This window comes from Streptomyces sp. NPDC024555 (assembly GCF_055559335.1).
In genome coordinates, this window is record NZ_JBVHKV010000001.1 from 86,226 (window position 1) to 103,417 (window position 17,192).

At 73.5% G+C, this 17,192-nt stretch carries 12 protein-coding genes; 9 read left to right on the forward strand and 3 right to left on the reverse strand.

Going from position 1 to position 17,192, the window contains the following annotated elements:
* Nucleotides 1-155 precede the first annotated feature (155 nt).
* The 3 genes from ACZ4FH_RS00405 (at nucleotide 156) to ACZ4FH_RS00415 (ending at nucleotide 2,678) form a co-directional block, all read left to right on the forward strand.
* Entirely contained in the window at nucleotides 156-581 is a 426-nt protein-coding gene (locus ACZ4FH_RS00405) for a hypothetical protein (protein WP_467301377.1), read from the forward strand.
* A gap of 232 nt (nucleotides 582-813) precedes the next feature.
* Nucleotides 814-2,085 (forward strand): hypothetical protein, encoded by a 1,272-nt coding sequence (locus ACZ4FH_RS00410; protein WP_467301378.1) that lies wholly within the window; start codon nucleotides 814-816, stop codon nucleotides 2,083-2,085.
* Nucleotides 2,082-2,678: a hypothetical protein gene (locus tag ACZ4FH_RS00415; protein WP_467301379.1), complete on the forward strand. Its 597-nt coding sequence runs from the start codon at nucleotides 2,082-2,084 to the stop codon at nucleotides 2,676-2,678. The genes ACZ4FH_RS00410 and ACZ4FH_RS00415 overlap by 4 nt, the downstream gene beginning before the upstream one ends.
* Nucleotides 2,679-2,849: 171 nt before the next feature.
* Here ACZ4FH_RS00415 and ACZ4FH_RS00420 read toward each other — a convergent pair whose 3' ends face one another.
* Nucleotides 2,850-4,823, reverse strand: coding sequence for a tetratricopeptide repeat protein (locus tag ACZ4FH_RS00420; RefSeq protein WP_467301380.1), 1,974 nt, complete (start codon nucleotides 4,821-4,823; stop codon nucleotides 2,850-2,852).
* A 422-nt stretch (nucleotides 4,824-5,245) separates the two neighbouring features.
* Between ACZ4FH_RS00420 and ACZ4FH_RS00425 the strand changes: the two genes are divergently transcribed.
* Nucleotides 5,246-8,734 (forward strand): AfsR/SARP family transcriptional regulator, encoded by a 3,489-nt coding sequence (locus tag ACZ4FH_RS00425; RefSeq protein ID WP_467301381.1) that lies wholly within the window; start codon nucleotides 5,246-5,248, stop codon nucleotides 8,732-8,734.
* A gap of 114 nt (nucleotides 8,735-8,848) precedes the next feature.
* Entirely contained in the window at nucleotides 8,849-8,971 is a 123-nt protein-coding gene (locus tag ACZ4FH_RS00430; RefSeq protein ID WP_467301382.1) for a hypothetical protein, read from the forward strand.
* A 67-nt stretch (nucleotides 8,972-9,038) separates the two neighbouring features.
* Here the strand turns inward: ACZ4FH_RS00430 and ACZ4FH_RS00435 are convergent, their stop codons facing one another.
* Complete coding sequence (locus tag ACZ4FH_RS00435) at nucleotides 9,039-9,554, reverse strand: hypothetical protein (RefSeq protein WP_467301383.1); 516 nt, start codon at nucleotides 9,552-9,554, stop codon at nucleotides 9,039-9,041.
* Between the two features lie 210 nt (nucleotides 9,555-9,764).
* Complete coding sequence (locus ACZ4FH_RS00440) at nucleotides 9,765-10,286, reverse strand: GNAT family N-acetyltransferase (RefSeq protein WP_467301384.1); 522 nt, start codon at nucleotides 10,284-10,286, stop codon at nucleotides 9,765-9,767.
* 252 nt (nucleotides 10,287-10,538) lie between these two features.
* Between ACZ4FH_RS00440 and sigJ the strand changes: the two genes are divergently transcribed.
* From sigJ to ACZ4FH_RS00460, 4 genes are all read left to right on the forward strand, one after another.
* The gene (sigJ, locus tag ACZ4FH_RS00445) at nucleotides 10,539-11,483 is read left to right on the forward strand and encodes an RNA polymerase sigma factor SigJ (RefSeq protein WP_467301385.1); all 945 of its coding nucleotides are present in this window, start codon (nucleotides 10,539-10,541) and stop codon (nucleotides 11,481-11,483) included.
* Nucleotides 11,484-11,628: 145 nt separating this feature from the next.
* Nucleotides 11,629-12,852, forward strand: a complete 1,224-nt coding sequence (locus ACZ4FH_RS00450) for an NAD(P)/FAD-dependent oxidoreductase (RefSeq protein WP_467301386.1) — start codon at nucleotides 11,629-11,631, stop codon at nucleotides 12,850-12,852.
* Nucleotides 12,853-13,115: 263 nt separating this feature from the next.
* Nucleotides 13,116-16,337: an AfsR/SARP family transcriptional regulator gene (locus ACZ4FH_RS00455; protein ID WP_467301387.1), complete on the forward strand. Its 3,222-nt coding sequence runs from the start codon at nucleotides 13,116-13,118 to the stop codon at nucleotides 16,335-16,337.
* A 125-nt stretch (nucleotides 16,338-16,462) separates the two neighbouring features.
* On the forward strand, nucleotides 16,463-17,107 hold the full coding sequence (locus ACZ4FH_RS00460; protein WP_467301388.1) for a hypothetical protein: 645 nt from the start codon (nucleotides 16,463-16,465) through the stop codon (nucleotides 17,105-17,107).
* Nucleotides 17,108-17,192 lie beyond the last annotated feature (85 nt).

Sequence of the window (17,192 nt, forward strand, 5' to 3'; positions counted from 1 at the left end):
TCGACGGCCGCAAAGTGATCTGGGTCACGGACGAGAGGGGCGTCTGCGGGTGCTCGCACGGCGCGATCCGGCCACCCGTCGCAAGGCCGGGGCGGCGGTCCCGCACCGCGCCTACCCTGAGGGTGGAGGACACCGCCTGCCCAGGGGAGCCCTGCATGGACCCGATCACCGCGGCCGCCCTCACGGCCCTGGCCGGAAGTGTCGGCGGCGATGCGGGCCGGTCGGCCTGGCAAGGCCTTACGGCGCTGGTGCGGCGGCCGTTCCGGCGCGGCGCGCCGGACGACGGCCTGCCCGACGGGGCGCCCGGGGTCAGTTCGGGGGAGCCGGAACTCACCGCGCTCGCCGCTCAGCCGGGCGACCCGCTCCGCGCCCAGGCGCTGGCGACCGCGCTCGGGGTGCGGGCGGCGCTGGACGGCGAGTTCCGCGCGCTGCTGGAGGAGTGGTGGCAGGAGGCCCGGCGCGGGGCGGGCGACGAGATCCACAACTCGATCAGCGGCGGGACGCAGAACGGCCCCGTGCTCCAGGGGCGGGACTTCACCAGCCCCACGTTCCGGCTCGCTCCCGACGGCGAGCGGGATTGACGCTCCGTCAGGGCCGGTGTTGCTGCTGCCGGTTCGGTGTTTCGCGCTGCCCTGAACCGTCGTCCGTCCGCGACCGGCAGCGCTCTGCAAGGTTCTCGCAAGGTCCGGTCGAGCCTTCCGTCCCCCCGGCCGGGCATCCCCTTCACGGAAGCGATTCCAGGCACTCGTAACGACTCAACAGGGGGACGCCATGACGGCGTTGGGCACCACTGGTTCGGGATCGAGTACAACCGTGGCGGGCAGGTTCGCCCCGGGCGTGGACGGGGAAGGCGTGACGGCCGGCACCACGGAGGGCGACGGGACAGGGCCGGGGCCCGAGGCGCGGCAGTGGCTGACGCTGGTCGGGCGGAAGAAGGTCCTGGCGGTCATTCACACGGTGACGTACGGGAAGAGGCTCCTCGACGTCCTGTCGCTCCTGGAGGCGGACTTCCGGCTCCAGGTGCTGTTCACCGCTCCACCGCACGCGTTCGGGGACGATGTGCCCGCCTTTCTCGCGCGGCTGGGGAGCGTGGTGCTGCCGTGGGAGCAGGCGACCCGGATGTCGTTCGATCTGGCCCTCGCCGCGGGACCGCGCGGTGTGGAGCACATCGACGCGCCGCTGATCACGCTGTCGCACGGGGCCGGCTATCTGAAACGGGTGACCGGTGGCGCGAACGCGGGGGTGGCGGGACTGCGCAGACAGGATCTGCTGCCCGGCGGACGGCCGCCGGCCGCCGTGGGGGTGCCGCACCGGGACGAACTGCGCGAACTGGCGCGCAGCTGCCCGGAGGTGCTGCCGCTGGCGCACGTCATCGGTGACCCCGCGCACGACCGGATCACGGCGAGCCTGCCGCGGCGGGCCGCGTACCGCCGCGCGCTCGGCATCGGTGACGGCCAGAAGCTCGTCGTGGCCGTGTCGACCTGGGGGGCGAGTTCCGCGTTCGGGCGGTTCGACGCGCTGCTGCCCCGGCTCATCGGGGAGCTGCCGGCGGGCCGCTACCGTACGGCCCTGCTCCTCCACCCCAATGTGTGGGCCGGGCACGGCGCCTACCAGGTGCGGTCCTGGCTGGCGCGGTGCGCGCGGCTGGGGCTCGGGGTCGTACCGCCCGAGGCGGACTGGCGCAGCATTCTCATCGCGGCCGACGCGGTGATCGGCGACCACGGCTCCGTGAGCATGTACGCGACGCTGACGGGGGCGCCGATGCTGCTGGCCGCCTCCCCCGAGCACGAGATCAACCCCGCGTCGCCGGCCGCCGCCCTCGCCGCCCAGGCGCCGACGCTCTCGCCGACCCATCCGCTGCCGGACCAGCTCGACTACGCGGAACGCGAGTACCGGCACGAGGACTACGCCCCGATCAGGTCGCGCATCACGTCGGAGCCCGGCCGGTTCAACCGGAACATGCGGCGGCTGATGTACCGGATCCTGCGGATCGGGCAGCCCGCCCACGAGCCCGTGACCGTCCCGCTGCCGGAGCCGCCGCCGCTGACGACCTGGGCGCCGGGATACGGGGAGGTCTCGGCGTGAAGCGCTTCGTGCGGGTCGAGGCGCGGCCGTTCCCCGAGGTGCTGTACGCCCACTGCGCCGACGGGTCGCTCCGCGTGCGCCTGGGGCACGGGCCCGCCGCGTCGGCCCGCCCGGCCTCCGCCATGTCGCTCCGCGTACGCCCGGGGTCCGGTGGCCGGAGGCGTCCCGCGTCCGTCATCGACGAACATCTCGTCGTCGACCCCGATACCTGCCGGGACGCATCCCTGCTGGACTGCGCGGATGTCCTCCAGGCCGGCCGGGCACGTTCCGTCGCCGGGGCACGCCGCCGGCTGGCGGAACTCCTCTCCGCCCACCCGGCCTGCGGTCTCGCCGCCGTACCGCTGATCCGTCCCGACGGCCGCCCGGAAGAGGGCGGTGACGGCGTCGACCGCGCGGGGGGATGGGCTCTGGCGTGCGGTGCGTACACCGCGGACGGGGGCCTCGTCGTCGTGGCCTGCCGTTCCGCGATGCCCTCGGCCGGGGCCGTACACGCCGAGCAGTCGCTGCTTCCGTCCTGCCTGCACGCGTGGCTGGTCGCGGGGCGGGCACTCCGCGAGTGGCCGTACGCCCGCGAGGCCCCGTTGCCGCGCTGACGGAGCGCCCGGCTGAGCCCGGGTACGGGGGGGGAGGGGGGAGGGGAGTGGTTCCGGGTCCGAGCCGATGACCGCTGCGGTTCGGACCCGGACGAGGTTCCCTCTGCGCCGGGCTCTGTTCTCCCTGCGCTCTGTTCCTGTTCCTGTTCCTGCCCCTGTCCCCTGACCACTTCACCCGCTGCCGTCGCCGTTCGCGCTTCCCCCTCCGTCTCCGTCTCCGCTTCTGCTTTCGCCTTCGCCTTCGCCTTCGCCTTCGCTTTCGCTTTCCGCGAGGCGGCGCGCGTCCGCCGGGCTGGTGGTGGCGAACAGTGCGCGGGCACGGGCGAGGAAGGTCGCGGCGGCCGGTGCGTCCCCCTGCTCGGCCGCGCTGTCGCCCAGCATCTCCAGGGTGCGCGCCTGCCAGAAGGCCGCTCCGGAGGCGGTGAAGACCGCCAGCGCGTCGTTCATCTTCGTCACGCCCTCCGCGTACGCCCCCGCGCGAACCCGAGCGCGTCCCAGGAAGACCAGGGAACGCGCGGCGTCGTGCGGGTCGTTGACGGCGACCAGTGCGGCGTGCGCATGGGCGAAGCAAGCGGATGCCTCCTCCGGGTCACCCGCCGCGAGGGCGATCTCGCCGAGGGTCGTACGGGCGAGGGCGGCGCCCCTCGGATAGCCGCACTCCTCCCATACGGCGATGGCGCGGTTCAGGTGGGACACCGCCTCGTCCGGCCGGCCCGCCTCGCGGTGGCACGCGCCGAGGCCCATCAGTGCCTGGCCCTCGTCGCGGACGTCGCCCGCCGCGCGGGCGGCGGCCAGCGAGTCCCGGTACCAGGCGGTGGCCTCCTCGGTGCGTCCCGCGGCTCCGAGCCCGATGGCCCCGGAGTTGAGCATCTGGCGCTCGGCTTCCCGGTTTCCGGCCCGGCGGGCGGCGTCCAGGCCGATCTCGTGGGCATCGATCCACGCGTCGTAGTGGCGTAATCGGAGGAAGAGCGGCCAAAGGGCGTCCGTGAGCATCCAGCTCGTGTCGTACCAGCCGCTCCGCGAGGCGAGCCGCACCGCGTCCAGGAGCTGGGTCCGGTGGGCGTCGAGCCAGCCGAGCGCCGCGACGTCGTCGTCGAAGGGCAGCGGCAGTCCGGGGCCGGGCGGGTGGGCGTAGACCCGGGGGAGGGTGAACTGTGCGGGGGTCAGGCGTTGCTGGGCGGCGGTGGCGATGAAGAGACTCCAGTCGCAGAAACGTCTCAGCGCCTCCTCGCGGGCCGTCTCCGTATCGTCCTCCACCGCACGGTCGTGCGCGTGGATGCGCAGCAGGTCGTGGAGACGGCAGCTGTCCGGTCCGACGTCCTCCACGAGGTTGGCCTCGACGAGTTCGTCCAGGCGGCGTTCCGCCCAGTCCAGCGACTCCCCGCAGGCCGCGGCGGCGGTCAGCGCGTCGAAGGTCCGCACCGGGAGCAGGCCGAGCGTCCGGTACAGTCGCGCGGTCTCCTCGCCCAGTACCGCGTACGAGGCATCCAGGGCCGTGCGCACCGAGGTCTCTCCTTCCACTTCGAGGGCGGCCAGCCGGTCTCCCCCGGCGTTCCGCGCGAGGGCGTCGGCCAGGGCGCCGACCGACTGTCGCGGCCGGGTCGCGAGCCGGGCCGAGGCCAGGCAGACCGCGAGCGGCAGACCGGCGCAGAGCGCCACCAGCCGCCGTACCGAGGCGATTTCACCGGCGACGCGGTCCTCGCCGATGCCCCGGGTGATCAGCTCGATTCCGGCGTCCGCGCCCAGCGCGTCGAGCTGGTGGAAGCCCGCTCCCTGCATCCGCAGCCCGGTCAGCCGTCGCCGGCTGGTCACGACGACCAGACCGTCCGCCCCGCCGAGGAGCAAAGGCCTGACCTGAGCGGCCGTGAACGCGTTGTCCAGCATGACCGCGATCCGCCGCTCCGCCGTGAGCGACCGCCACAGCGCCCCCCTTTCCACCGGGTCCGCCGGGGGCGGTCCCGCGCCGAGCGCCCGGAGGAACTGGCCGAGGATCTCCCCCGGGCCCACCGGCACCCCTCCCGAATGGCCCCGAAGATCGGCATAGACCTGCCCATCGGGAAATTCTGCGCTCAGGGAACGCATCCATTTGGACACGAGGGTCGTCTTCCCGATTCCCGCCTGACCGCTGACGACGATCAACGGCATTCCACTGCCCCGGAGATCGTCCAGCGCGGCAAGATCGGCGGAGCGATCGGTGAAGTGCGGTGGAACCGGGAGGAGTTGACGAGGTGGTGGATGCGACGCCGGCCGAGGGGGCGCCGCCGGCGCGGGATGGAGGTGAATTCCTCCGTGCACCTCCCGGGCCTGAATGGTGGGGCCATTGAGCGTTGCCTCCCCACCGATCTCATTCCGGTGCGGACCCGGTGAGGCCGCCGTCGCGTCGGTCAACTCTTCGCCCCCGTAGATCGATTGGCGACTGGCCCGAACTCTTTCGCGTTCTACCCCGAGTCGCCATGGAATGACCGTCAGAATTGAGCCGGATCATTCGAGCGCCCCGGCACCGTATAGCGGAACTCAGTTCGCGGTGCCATGCTCATGCTTCATCCGACGGACCAGCGGGGGCGCTGGTGGACATCCAGATTCTCGGACCGGTGGGACTGCGTCTGAACGGGCAGTGGCTGGCGCTCGGTTCGGACAAGGAACGGATGCTGCTGGCCGCGCTCGCTCTCGACGCGGGGCGCCCCGTCGCCATCGGTGAGCTGATCGAACGGCTCTGGGACGGCGATCCTCCCGTACGGGCCCGCGAGAACACCCACACCTATGTCTCCCGGTTGCGCCGGAGGCTGCGCCTGGCCGGTACGGGTCCGGACGCCCCGGTCCTCGACGGGCGGTCCCACACCTACACCTTGATCGCCCCGCCCGGTACCGTCGACCGCCGCCGCTTCCAGCACCTCGTGGACTCGGCCCGCACCGAGGCGGACGACGCCCGTGCCGTCGCGTCCCTGGTCCGCGCGGACGCCCTGTGGCAGGGCGAGGCACTGGCCGGTCTCCCCGGGTTCTGGGCCGCGACGGTACGGCGGACGCTCGCCGAATCACGGCTCGCCGCCACGACGTCGCGTCTCGCGGCCGGGCTGCGGCTGGGCCGCTACGCCGAGCAGATCCCCGAACTCGCCGCGCTGGCCGACGCCCACCCCGGCGACGAGACGCTCCTCGGCCTGCTGATGGTCGCCTACTACGGCAGCGGCCGCTACGGCGACGCCCTCCGTGTGCACCAGCGGGCCCGCAAGACCCTCATGGCGGAGTACGGGGCGCTGCCCGGCGCGGAGTTGAACCTGATCCATCAGGGGGTGCTGGCCCGCGTTCCGGCGCGGGAGCTGGTGGAGGGGGGTGGGGGCGGCAGGGGCGGGGGCGGGGGTTCCGGTTTCGCTCCGGCCGTCGGCTCCGTTCCGGGCGGGGGCGGGGGCGTGGTTCCGGTTAACGCTCCGGTTCGGGTTCCGGTTGCGGATCCTGGTCCGGTTCGGGATCCGGTTCCCGATCCGGCTTCGGATGCCGGTCCCGCTTTGGATGCCGGTCCTGCTTCGGATGCCGGTCCTGCCGGCGCCGGGGACGAGGCCGGCTCCCCTGTGGAGACGCCCCCTGCGGAGACGTACCCGCCCCGGACCGCCCCCGCTCAGCCCGTCGTCCCGCCGGCGCCCGTCGTCCCGCCGCGTCGCAACCTCCCCGTGCAGCCGACACTCGTCGGGCGCCGAGCGGAGTTGCAGGCCCTGTTCTCGGCGCTCGGGGGGAACGGGGCGCGGGACGGATCGGTCGTCACCGTGGAGGCGGTCTCCGGAATGGCCGGGGTGGGCAAGACCGCGCTGGCCGTGGCCACGGCCGAGTTGCTCGCCGAGCGGTATCCGGCCGGGCAGCTGTACATCGATCTGCGGGGCCACTCGCCGACCGAGGAACCACTCACCGCCCGCGCCGCGCTGGCCACGCTGCTGCGGCTGCTGGGGGCGTCGGCCTCCTCCATTCCGCCCGAGCTGGAGGGGCGTACGGCGCTGTGGCGGACCATGATGGCCGAGCGCCGCATGGTCATCGTCCTGGACGACGCGACCGGCCCCGAGCAGGTCGAACCCCTGCTGCCGAGCGGTTCGCCGTCCTTGACGATCATCGCCAGCCGCCGCCATCTGACCGGTATCCCCCACGCGCTGTCGGTGCCGCTCGACGCGCTGCCGGAGGAGGACGCCATCGCGCTCTTCCGCGGCTTCGCCGGGGAGGAACGCACGCGCGACACCATGGAGACGCGTCGTATCGTCCGGCTTTGCGGGTGTCTGCCGCTTGCCATCGAATTGGTCGCGCACCGTTTCCGGGCCCGTACGTCATGGACGCTGACGGTCCTCGCGGAGCGTCTGACCCGCAGTCCCGGGCGGCTGGCCGAGATCCACAGCGCGGACCAGGAACAGGAGATGGCGCGGGCGTTCGCCCTCTCCTACCGCACGCTGACGCCACAGCAGCGGACCGTCTTCCGCCGTCTCGGGCTCCACCCCGGACCCGACTTCACCGCAGCCGCCGCGGCGGCCCTGCTGGGGACGGAGCAGGACGAAGCGGAACGGGTGCTGGAGGCGCTGCTCGCCTGCCACCTGCTGCGAGAGCCGGTGCCGGACCGCTACCGCTTCCACGACCTCCTGCGCGAGTACGCCGCCGGGCTGGCGGCCTCGGAGGACGGCGAGGAGGACCGCCGGCAGGCCGTCGACCGGCTCACGGCCTTCTACGTCGTGGCCGCCGACCGCGCGGACCGGATGGCCTACCCCCGGCGCGTACGGCCCGCCCCGCCCACGCCGCCCCCGCCGCTGCCCCCGCCGCTCTGGCCCGACTCCGCCGCGGCGCGGGCCTGGCTGACCGCCGAGCACGCCAACCTCCTCGCCGTCGAGGACCACGCCCGCAGGAACGGCGCCCCCGGACCGGCCGCCCGGCTCGCGGGCAGCGTCGCGGGGTTCCTCCAGACCGAATGCCACTGGCAGGACGCGGCCCGCCTGCTGGACCATGCCGTCGCCCACTGGGACCGGGCGGACGGCCGCCACCCCTCCGAACTCCGCCACGCCCTCATCGACCTCTGCGCGGCCAACGCGAGCATCGGCGAATACGCGGACGCCGCGACGGCCGGCGAACGCGCCCTCGACCTCGCCCGCGCGTCGAGGGACGCGGCTGCGGAGGCGGAGGCCTTGCGGGTTCTGGGGACGCTGAATTGGCACCTGGGGAACAATCGGCAAGCGCTTGTGCTGCTGCAGAATTCCCTGGCCATCAAGTCCCTCTCGGGCGACATCTGGGACAAGGCGCGCAGCCGGAACAACGTTGCCGTAACACTCCTTTTTCTGGGCGAGCACGACCGGGCCCTGTCGCACTTCCACGCCGCCCTGAGCGGCTTCCAGGCGGCCCACGACAAAATCGCCTCGGCTCAGGCACTCAACAATATCGGAGAGTTGCAGCTGCGAATGAGGGAGCTGAATTCCGCCCGTCGGTCCTTCGAGGAATCCCAATCCTTCCTGGACGTCGACGGAAGCCGTTACGACCGCGCCACCGTACGGAGAAACCTCGCCGAGACCCTCATGGAATCGGGAGATATTTCGACTGCCCTCTCTTTGTTCCAAACCGCCCTCGCCGAGTTCCTGGCCCTGGGGGACCGCAAAAGCATCGCCGAAACGCTGGGCGGACTCGGCGAGGCGCACTGGCGGCTGGGAAACGTCGAGGAGTCCGACCGGCACCTGCACGAAGCACTGGGCGTCGCCCAGGCCATAGGCGCCGCCCATCACGAGATCCAGGCACTGCGGAGACTGGCGCGGGCGGACCTGGCGGACGGCCGCTACTCGCTCGCGACAAAGCGGCTGCGAGCAGCGATAACGACCGCCATCCGCACGAGCGACACCACCGAGGAGACCGCCGCGCGCACCCTCCTCGCGGAGGCGCGGCTCGCCGCGGGGGACGTCACCGAGGCCTGCACGGCACTGCGGCACGCATTCGAACTGATGCGCCGCCGCGATCCGGCGGCCGCGCGCGGAATCAGCCGACGACTGAGCGCAATCGAACGTGCGCACGTTACCAGTGACGACAGACCCCAGACAGGGCGCGAGGAATAGGTAACGTATTCGAAGGGGCATATGCCCCTGCCATATTTGCACGGATGATACGTTTATGGTAGAGGACTGATACTCTGCGCTCAAGATCAACAACGGACGCGAGAGGAACTGAGCGTGCACAGAATCCTGACGATCACCGCCCTTATTTGCCTGACCGCATTGGCAACGGGGGCGGCGGCAGGAAGCGCCAGCGCGGCACCGACGGTCGCGCGGCAGAACGGCTGCATCATGATCTAGCCCGGCCCCGAGCCCTCGGCGCCGACCGGAAGCACCGGCCACGTCGAGGGCTTTCCACTGCCCCTCGTCAGGTGCGGGCCGGCCGCCGTCCCGCACCCGTGTCCCCACCCGCCCCCGCCACAGAGAGGCTCGCGCGGGCCGCTGTCATGAAGGCGGTTTTGTGGGGGTCGACGTGCTCGTTGACCTCGGTGTCGCCGATCTCGCGCCAGACGGCCTGGTTGAGGGCGCGGGCGTAGGACTGGGTCGGGGCGTGGAGGAGGGGGTCGCAGAGGAGGGCGAGGTGGCGTTCGGCGATCCAGAGGGCGGTCATGGCGTCCGAGGTCGCCTTGTACCAGGTCTCGTCGTCGCCCCAGTTCTCCGGGCGGCTGTAGGCGCGGCGTTCGGCTTCCTGGACGCAGACGAGGAAGTCCTTGACGGCCTGGAGCTGTTCGGCGCGGCGGGCCTCACCGGTGGCCGTGGCGAGGCGGCGTTCCTCGGCCCGTTCGGCGGAGCGCTGGACGGCGCGCTGGGAGAAGGCGGTGAGGCCGCCGCCGAGGGCCACGCCCGCGAGGGCGAGGAGGGAGGTCCATATCTGTGCGGTCATGCGTCCCCCTGGTTCCGGCGGCCTAGGGCGTGTCCGGAAAGTAGCGCCGTCCGCCCGTAGGGCGGGCTCGGCGGCGTCTGGTGCGTGCGATCGCAAGGCGGAGGGTCGCCCCGATACTGGATGTATCGGGGTGATCCCGACAACGCCGCGAGCGTGCGTGCCAGGCGTCGCCGAGCAGGCGGGACTTTCCGGACACGCCCTAGCGGCCCGCTACGGCAGGTCCTTGCCCATCAGCGTGCACATCGTCTCGTACCGGCGCAGGGTGCCGTCCGGTTCCTCCACGTCCCAGGCGTCCGGTTCGCTGCCGAAGGCCGCGTACCCCAGGCGTTCGTACAGGGCGCGGGCGCGCGGATTGTCCTCCTCGACGCCGAGTTCCGCGCGGCGCAGACCGCGCGCGGTGATGCGGGCCTCGGCGGCACGGACGAGCACGGTGCCCAGACCGCAGGACTGGAGGGCGGGCATCACACCGAGCTGCCACAGGGTGCCGGCGCCGGGCCTGACCCGGTAGTCGACGCCGCCGATCGCCACGGGGAGGTCCGCCGGCGTACACACGGCGAGGTAGTCGACCTCGCCGGCCGCCGCGCGGACCAACTCGTGTTCCACGTGCACCAGATGGCGGGCCGAGCCCGACCATCCGCAGTGCGGGAGATCGGCGGGCGTCAGATCGCGGACCACGACGGGGAGGGTCACGGACACGGGGCCCGGGGCGGAGGGGTGCGGTGGATGCGTCATGGCGTCATCCCAGCAGGCCGCCCGGCCCGCCGCCCACCGGATTTCCGCGTACGGCACCCGCCCCGCGACCCCGCCCCCACGACGACGCGTACGGCACCCGCCCCCGCCACCGCTCCCCCACGACGACGCGCACGGCACCCGTCCCCTCCGCGACACACCCCCACGACGACGCGTACGGCGTCCGGCCCCGTGTGACCACGCCGACAGGTGCTCGGCCACGCGCCGTCCGGGCGCAGGCCCTACCATCCCGGTATGGCGCTGACCGTGAATGATGTGGACCGGTTCGAGGCGGCCAGGCCCCGCCTGGAAGCCATTGCCTACCGGCTGCTCGGTTCGGCGGCCGAGGCGGAGGACGCGGTGCAGGAGACGTTCCTGCGGTGGCAGGCCGCCGATGTGGGGCGGATCGAGGTGCCCGAGGCCTGGCTGACGAAGGTACTGACCAACTGGTGCCTGAACGCCCTGACTTCGGCGCGGGCCCGGCGCGAGACGTACGTGGGCCAGTGGCTGCCCGAACCACTGCTGGCCGGGGACCCGATGCTCGGGCCCGCCGACACGGCCGAACAGCGCGACTCGGTGTCGTACGCCGTGCTGGTCCTCCTGGAGCGGCTGACGCCCAACGAGCGGGCGGTGTACGTGCTGCGGGAGGCGTTCGGCTATCCGCACAAGGAGATCGCGGGCATCCTCGACCTCTCCGAATCCGCCTGCCAGCAGATCTTCCACCGGGCGAAGAAGCACGTCGCCGAGGGCCGCGCCCGGACCGAGATCGACGAGGCCGCCGCGCTGCGGATCGTCGAGGAGTTCCTGGCGGCCGCCACCAGCGGGCGTACGGAACCCCTCATCCAGCTGCTCACCGATGACGCCTTCACGGTCGGCGACGGCGGCGGCAAGGTGCCGGCCCGTGCGAAGGGGTTCGTGGGGGCGGTCGCGGTCGCCACGTTCCTGCGCGGGATCTTCAAGCCCGGGAAGTCCAAGAGGGCCCTGGTCGGCGGCGTGCCGGAGCTCCACGCGACGACCGCCAACGGGATGCCCGCCTTCGTCGTGACCGTCGAGGGGCGGGTCATCGGCATCAGCTGCCTGGAGATCGGGCCGGACGGCATCGTGTCGATCCTCAGCCAGGTCAATCCCGACAAGCTCGTCCGGGCGACGGAGCAATGGGCCGCCACACGGGGCGGGGACGAGCCTCTGTACAGGCTCTGACCTGGGACGACGGCATCGTCCGCCGTACGGATCCGAGGGTGTGGCGCGGGTCACACCATGTGGCTGTCAGGGATCGGGGCGCTGTCCGGTTCAGGGGGTGACACGACGCCGAACCACGGCGGACCGCCCAGACAGGAGCACGGACATGCAGCACCGCATCGTCGTCCTCGGAGCCGGCTACACCGGGGCCATCGCCGCCGGCCGTCTCGCCCGGCGGCTGCGCCCCGAGGACGTGACCATCACCCTCGTGAACCCCGAGCCCGACTTCGTCGAGCGCGTCCGGCTGCACCAGCTCGCGGCCGGCCAGGACCTCAAGGCGCGCCCCTTCCGGGCGATGTTCGCCGGCACCGGCGTCCGGCTGAAGCTCGCCGGCGTCACCGCCGTGGACGTGGAGCGCAGGGCCGTGACGGTCGCCGCCGCGGACGGCCCGGAGCCGGGGGCCGAGGAGGTCCTGGAGTACGACACCCTCGTCTACGCCCTCGGCAGCGGCTGGAACGACGGGGGCGTCCCCGGCGCCGCCGAGCACGCCCACGAACTCTCCTCGCGCGCCGGGGCGCTGCGGCTCCGCGACCGGCTGGCCGCCCTGGAGGACGGCCGGTCCGTGGTCGTCGTCGGCGGCGGGCTGACCGGGGTGGAGGCGGTCACCGAGATCGCCGAGGCCCACCCCCGGCTCGATGTCTCGCTGGCCGTGCGGGGCACCCTCGGCGACTGGCTCTCGGAGAAGGGCCGCGCCCACCTGCGGAAGGTGGCCGGCCGGCTCGGGATCACCGTCCACGAGCACGCCGCCGTCGACTCCGTCGGGTACAACCACGTCACCACCGCCGACGGCCGGAGCCTGCCCGCCGACGTCACCGTCTGGACCACCGGCTTCGCCACCCACGGCCTCGCCCGGAGCACCGCCCTGGAGCTCGCCGACGACGGCCGGATCGCCGTCGACGCCACCATGCGCTCGGTCTCGCACCCGGACGTGTACGCCGTGGGCGATGCCGCGCTGGCCCTCGGTGCCGAGGACAAGCCGCTGCGCATGTCCTGCGCCTCGGGCGTCCCCATGGCCTGGCAGGCCGCCGACGCCATCGCCGCCCGGCTCACCGGGGTCAAGGTCCCCGAGGTCCCGCTCCGCTACTTCAACCAGTGCGTCTCGCTGGGCCGCGGCGAAGGGCTGATCCAGTTCGTCACCGCCGACGACCGCTCCGTCGAGCGTGCCCTCACGGGCCGACTGGCCGCCTTCTACAAGGAGGTCGTCTGCAAGGGCGCCGCCTGGGGCGTCGCCAACCCCACCATGGGGCTGCCCGCCCGGCGCCGCCCCGTCGTCACCGCGGGAGCGCGGACGGCCACGGCCCCGGTGCCGGCGGACGCGCCCACCGTCTGAACAACACCCCCGGGCCCGCCCGGGACTGTCCGGACGACACCCCCCGGCCCGCCCGGGACGGGCCGGACAACGTCCCCGGGCCCGCCCGGTACGGGCCGAACGACACCCCCGTACAACGCCCCCGGGCCCGCCCGGACCGTCACCGTTCCGTCCCTCCCACCACCGCCCCACCTCCGCGCCGTCACCGTTCCGTCCCGCTTCCGCCACCGCCCCGTCGCCGTTCCCGCCGCCACCTACAGTGGCCGTCGGAAAGGCGGTGGGCGGTGGAATTCGGAGTGCTCGGTCCCCTCACCGCGCGGCGGGACGGGCTGCCGGTGGAGCTCGGTACGCCGAAGGGCCGCGTGCTCCTGGCCGTACTCCTGTGCCGGCGCGGCCGGGTGGTCGACGCCGACGCGCTGGTGGAGGCCGTCTGGGGCGACGATCCGCCCAAGAGCGCCGCCAAGAACGTCCAGACCTACGTCCACCGGCTCCGCCGGCGCCTGGGCGATCCGGACCGCATCACCCGGCAGGGGCAGGGCTATCTGCTCGGCGCCGGGCGGCACGAACTGGACGCGACGCGCTTCGAGGACCTGGCGGCCGAGGCCAGGGCCGCATCCGCCTCGGGGGAGCACGACCGGGCGTTCCGGCTGTTCGGGGAGGCCCTGGCGCTGTGGCGCGGGCCCGCGTTCGCCGGGTTCGCGGACGTTCCGGTGCTCGTCCCGGAGGCGGCACGCCTCGACGAACTCCGGCTCGGGGTACGGGAGGACCGCATCGACGCCGGTTTCCGGCTCGGCCTCCACGCGGAACTGCTGGGCGAACTCACCGCGTTGACGATGGACCACCCGTTCCGTGAGCGCATGTGGGCGCAGCTGATGCGCGCCCTCCACCACTGCGGGCGGCGCGCGGACGCCCTGCTCGCGTATCTGCGGATCCGTGACGTCCTCGCCGAGGAGACCGGCCTGGAACCGGGCCGGGCCCTCCAGGACCTGCACCGCGCGATCCTCGGCAGCGGCAGCGGCCCCGCCCCGGAACCGGACCCACCACGGCCCCCGGCCCGCGCACCACGGGCGGAACACGAACGGGAACGGGAACGGGAACCTCAACGGCAACCGAACCCGGACCGGGACCAGGAACAGGAACAGGAGCAGCAAAAGAAGCAGGAACAGGAACAGGAACAGGCCCAGAAGCCGGAGAAGTCACGCGCAAAGCACCGAGCGAAGCCCCCGGGAGCCGCTGCGCCGGTGGAGCCCCGGGGCCCGGCCGCGCGCCCGGCCCCCGTGCCGCGCGGCGCCCGGATGCTGCCGCCCGCCCTCGACGACTTCAGCGGCCAGCGGGCCGAACTGGCGGGGATCGAGGCGGTGTTGCGGCACGTACGGTCCGTGCACGAACCGGCCGGCGTGGTCACCGTCTCGGGCCCCGGCGGCAGCGGAAAGACCGCGCTCGCGGTCCAGGCCGCGCACCGGCTGGGCTCGGTCTACCCCGACGGGCAGCTCTTCGCGGCGCTGGCCGGGGCGCGGAACCGGCCGGTCGACCCGGTCGCCGTGCTCGGCCGCTTCCTGCGGGCGCTGGGCGTTCCCGCCACCGCCGTACCGGACGATCCGCAGGAACGCGCGGAGCTGTACCGGGGGCTGCTCGCGGAGCGGCGGATCCTCGTCGTGCTGGACGACGCGTACGACGAGGAGCAGGTCGCCCCGCTGATGCCGGCCAGCGGAACCTGCGGGGTGCTGGTCACCGGGCGGGTCCGGCTGGGCGGGCTCGGCGGGGCGCACCGGGTCGCTCTGCGCGAGATGTCCGAGGCCGACGGTCTGGCCCTGCTGCGCAACAGCACCGGCGGCCGGCTCGACCGCGCCGATCCGGCCGAACTCGCCGAGCTGGTCCGGCTCTGCGCCCGGCTGCCGCTCGCCCTGCGCATCGTCGGCTCGCTGCTGGTGTCACGGCCGCACTGGCGCCCGGCGGACCTGGTGCCGAGGCTCGCGGACGCCCGGCAGCGGCTGGACGCGCTGCGGTACCGGAATCTGGAGGTGCGGGCCAGTTTCGGGCTCAGTTACGAGGGGCTGCGGCCCGCCGCCCGGCGGCTGTTCCGGCTGCTGGGGCTGCTGGAGGCGCCCGACGTCCCGCTCTGGGCGGCGGCCGCCGCGCTCGACACCGGTCCGGGCGAGGCCCGGGACCTCCTCGACGAGCTGGTCGACGTCCATCTGCTCGATGTGACCGTCACCCCGGACGGGCGGGCCCGGTACGGCTTCCACGATCTGGTCCGCGCGTACGCGCGGGAGCGCGCGGAGGCGGAGGAGCTGGCGGAGGACCGGTCCGGTGCGGTGGTCCGGGTGCTCGGCGCGCTGCTGGCGCTCACGGACATCGCGGACCGGGACCACATGGGGCAGAACATGTACCAGCGCGACGCCGCGCGATGGCGCCCCGAGGTGGTGCGCGCCTGTCTGCCGCAGGGCGCACCGCCGATGACGCTCCTGGATCCGGAGCGTCTGGCGCTGGTCGCCGGGGTGCGGCAGGCCGCGGAGCTGGGCCGCGACGAGTTGTGCTGGGAACTGGCCGTGGGCGGGCACGTGCTGTTCGAGACGGAGCGGTACTTCGACGACTGGGCCGAGTGCTACGCGACGGCGACGGGCGCGGCCGAACGGGCGGGCCATGTGCGCGGCCGGGCCAGGCTGCTGATCTCGATGGCCGGTCTGCACTACACCCGGCGGCGTTACGGGCCCGCCGAGGAGTGCAACACCGAGGCGATGGAGCTGTTCGCGCGGATCGAGGACCGGCGGGGCTATCTGGAGGCGCTGAGCAACGCGCCGTTCTTCCTGGTGCCCAACGGGCGGCTGACGGAGGCGATCGCGGCCGGGGGCGAGGCGTACGCGCGACTCGTCGCGGGCGGGCAGCCGGCCGCCGCGCTGCACGCGTACTCCCAGGTCGGTCTGGCGCACCTCCAGGCGGACCGGCCCGGGGCGGCGGCCGAGGTGTTCGCGGAGATCGTCGCCGAGGCGCGGGCGCAGGGGATCCGTACGCTGGTCGCGCGGGGCACCTACTGGCTGGGGCAGGCGCGGCTCGGGCTCGGCCGCGTCGCCGACGCCGAGGCGTCGTTCGCCGAACTGAACGGCCGGGCCGGGGACATGGGGCCCTCGGGCGCGTTCTACCGGGCGCACGCCTGGGGCCGGCTGCACGCGGCGCGGGGCGCGTACGAGGCGGCCTACCGGCGGCTCGACGAGGCCGCCGGCATCGCGTGCGCCCTCCACGACCCGATGTTCGAGACGCGCGTCCACGTCGATCTGCTCGATCCGCGTCTGTACGCGGCGGAGGCGGACGGTTCCGGCCGTCCGGGGCTGGTGGAGGCGATCGCGCGCGGGGAGCACGCGGTGGAGGTCGCCCGGGGCATCCACTACCCGTATCTGCTCGCGGGAGTGCTCGACGGGCTCGCGCGGCTGCGGGCCGCCGCGGGGGACGGTGCGGGCGCCTCGTCGCCGGCCGGGGAGGCGGCGGCCGTCCGGTCCGCGATCCGCTGAGGCCCGGCCCCCGGGCCCGTATTCCGGACGTGTGCCGGGCGTATTCCGGGGTGTGTCACCGTGAGCGCCACTCCGAGCCGCCGCACCGCGCGGCTCGCCCCTCCAGTGAGTCAGAGGTACAGGCAGTGCACAAGGGACGCATCGCTCTCGCGGCCACCACCGTCACCATGGTGCTCGGGCTCTCCGCCTGCAACGGCGACGACACCGGCCCCGCCGCGCAGGTCTCGCCCCCGGCGTCGGACCCTGCCCCCGCACCGGCCTCGTCCGAGCCCGCCGCGAGCCCGTCCACGGGCGGCGACGAGGGTGCGGCGCCCGCCGGCGAGGTGACCGCGCCGGGGACGAAGCTCAAGGTCGGCGAGCGGGCCGTGCTGCCGTACCGGTACACGAACACGAAGAAGGGCACCATCGCCGTGACGGTGACGGCGATCGAGAAGGGCGCCCCCTCCGACATGTCCGCGTTCGGCGCGAAGGCCAAGGGCATGACGCCGTACTACCTGAGGATGCGCATCGAGAACGTCGGCGGCACCGACCTCTCGTACGCCTCGCTCAAGCTGGACGGCGTCCTGGCGGACGGCAACGGCACCGGGGTCATCCTGATCGGCGACGTCCCCGGGAAGTGCGACAACGAGGTCGCCCCCGCGGAGTTCACCGAGAAGGGCACCTCCTTCGAGACCTGCTCGCTCAGTGCCACGAAGACCTCGCCCGTGACGGGCGCCTCGTTCGACGAGGACGACGCGTACCGGCGGAGCCCGGTCGTCTGGAGCGACTGAGCCCCGCGGCGGTCGAGCCCCTCGGCGGTCGCACGCCCTCATCCCCTCCCTCCCTCGTCCACTGCCGTGACCGGTCTTGGCGGGA

Coding starts and splice junctions, on each gene's coding strand:
- ACZ4FH_RS00405 (WP_467301377.1), top strand. CDS start 156: ATGGACCCGATCACCGCGGCCGCCCTCACGGCCCTGGCCGGAAGTGTC.
- ACZ4FH_RS00420 (WP_467301380.1), bottom strand. CDS start 4,823: ATGCCGTTGATCGTCGTCAGCGGTCAGGCGGGAATCGGGAAGACGACC.
- ACZ4FH_RS00435 (WP_467301383.1), bottom strand. CDS start 9,554: ATGACCGCACAGATATGGACCTCCCTCCTCGCCCTCGCGGGCGTGGCC.
- ACZ4FH_RS00440 (WP_467301384.1), bottom strand. CDS start 10,286: ATGACGCATCCACCGCACCCCTCCGCCCCGGGCCCCGTGTCCGTGACC.
- sigJ (WP_467301385.1), top strand. CDS start 10,539: ATGGCGCTGACCGTGAATGATGTGGACCGGTTCGAGGCGGCCAGGCCC.
- ACZ4FH_RS00450 (WP_467301386.1), top strand. CDS start 11,629: ATGCAGCACCGCATCGTCGTCCTCGGAGCCGGCTACACCGGGGCCATC.